The sequence below is a fragment of the Streptacidiphilus pinicola genome, from assembly GCF_003258295.1.
Lineage (GTDB): Bacteria > Actinomycetota > Actinomycetes > Streptomycetales > Streptomycetaceae > Streptacidiphilus > Streptacidiphilus pinicola.
In genome coordinates, this window is the sequence record NZ_QKYN01000187.1 from 1 (window position 1) to 1,976 (window position 1,976).

2 protein-coding genes are annotated in these 1,976 nt (G+C 74.4%); one reads left to right on the top strand and one right to left on the bottom strand.

Annotation, left to right across the window (positions count from 1 at the left end):
• Positions 1–136 precede the first annotated feature (136 nt).
• Positions 137–712 (top strand): Rossmann-fold NAD(P)-binding domain-containing protein, encoded by a 576-nt coding sequence (locus tag DN069_RS35585; RefSeq protein ID WP_111507393.1) that lies wholly within the window; start codon positions 137–139, stop codon positions 710–712.
• Positions 713–849: 137 nt separating this feature from the next.
• On the opposite strand, the gene DN069_RS35590 is transcribed toward DN069_RS35585, so the two are convergent.
• Positions 850–1,755 carry a prephenate dehydratase gene (locus tag DN069_RS35590; protein WP_111507394.1) on the bottom strand — a complete coding sequence of 302 codons (906 nt, stop codon included), beginning with the start codon at positions 1,753–1,755 and terminating at the stop codon, positions 850–852.
• Positions 1,756–1,976: the final 221 nt, after the last annotated feature.

A 1,976-nucleotide genomic window follows, 5' to 3' on the forward strand; every position in this document is an offset into this window, starting at 1 on the left:
GGGGCATTGGTGCGGGTCGGGGGCGTCAAGTCGGCGACAACTGGGGGGAAGGCTCCGGCCAAGGTGTGTGGGCGATGCTGGGGGTCAGGCAGCGACCAGGGGTCGGCTTTCTTGTGCGACTGGGAGGGAGTGTTCCGTGACTGCACACGCCACGCTCGCCCGGTTGCGTGCGTGCGTGGCGGGACTGGCACGGTTCGTGGGCCTGCTGTCGTGTTGGGGTTTCGCGCTGGTGTCGGCGGGCCGGGTGTACCTGTTCGTGGTCCAGCGCACGGTGCGTGGGTTCCGGGAGCCGCGCGGGCTGCCGGGTGCCGGGGCGGGGCTGCTCGCCCCCTTCGGCGGGCCCGCGGCGCCGTTTGAAGGGTCTTCGGGCGCGGGCAGTGGGACCGGCTGCCGTCCGCTTCGGTCGTTCGGCCTGCCGGGCCGGTGGTGGTGGCGGCGGGTGCTGCCGGCCGGGGGTTCGGCCGCGGCGCGTCGCGGGACGCCGGGGTTGGTGTCGGAGGCGGGCATCGCGGTCAGGGGCGCGCTGGTGCCGGCCTGTCACCGCGAGGTGCCGGCCGCGCCGGTGGCGTTGTGGGTGCGGCATCAGGCGCGGTGCTGGTTGGTGGTGGACGGTGTTGTCGAGATCGGCCGGCCGCAGCTGGAGCAGGTGCCGCCGCGGGCGCGGACGGTGGTGGCGGGGCGGGCGCGGGCGCGGTGGGTGGGGCCGGTCTGAGACAGATGCGCCCGGGTCCGGCCGGATCCCGGGCGGGGAGTGTGGTCCGGCCGGACCCGGGCGCGACAGCGCGAGAGCACGGAGACAGGAAACGGGGAGCGGAAAAGGAAAGAGCGGAAAAAGGAGGGGCGAGGGGGTTATCTGGACAGGGCGAGGCGGCCCAGGTCGGCGCGGGGGTAGCTGCCGAGCAGGTAGGCGGAGTGGTGGCGGGTGAGGGAGGCGACGACGACGCCGACGCCGGGGTCGTCGATGTGTCCTTCGCATTCGAGCAGGAAGGAGTAGGTGCCAAGTCCGCAGCCGCCGGGGCGGGACAGGACGGCGGTCAGGGGCACCTGGGAGCGGGCGAACTCCTGCAGGACGGTGTGCAGGTGCTGCATCTTGTCGGCCAGCGGCACGACCAGGCTGGTGCGGTCCACGCCGGTGGGCGGTGCGTCGGTGGCGGCGGCGGGCCGGGTGACCTTCACGAAGCGGGTGACCGCGTCGTGTCGGTCGCCGATGTCGTCGGCGACGATGCGCAGTCCGTAGCGGCGCAGGGTGTTGGGTGAGGCGATCGCGGCCGCGCCGGGTGTGGCGGCGGTGCCGACCTCTTTGGCGGCCTGGGCGGTGGAGGCGGTGGTGACCACGTCGGCGCGCGGCAGGTTCGCGCCGAGCCAGGTGCGGCACTGGGCGTGCGCGATCGGGTGCGTGAGGACCTGCCGCACCGACCCCAGCCAAGCCGGCGCCCCGTCCGGCGCCCCGTCGGGGGTGCTACCGGGGGTGTCGGGTGTGCCGGTTGGGATGCCGAGGGCGAACTGGACGCGGAGCAGGGTTTCGCCGACGATGCGCAGGTCGCGTCCGGAGGTGAGGGCGTCGACGGATTCGGTGACCGATCCCTCCACGGAGTTCTCCCAGGGGACGACGGCGGCGCTGGCGTCGCCGGCGCGGACGGCGTCGAGGGCCTGGCGGACCGTGGGGTAGGGCACCGCCTGGTCGGGCGGTACGCCCAGCCCGGACAGAGCGGCTTGGGTGAACGAGCCGGGCGGGCCCAGATAGGCGATGGACATCAGCGGACACCTTCAAGGGTCGGGTCTGGTAGGGGTGCTCTTGCGTGGCTCTTCTCGTGGCGCTCAAGGCGTGCTCGGTGCTCGGTGCTCAAGGCCCGGTGCTCAAGGCCCGGTGGTCGGTGGTCGGTGGGTGGTGCCTGGTGGTCGGGCGGTGGCGGCCGCCGGTCCGGGCGGGCGCCGGTCCGGTCCGGGCGGTGGGCGGGCGCCGGTCCGGGCGGTGG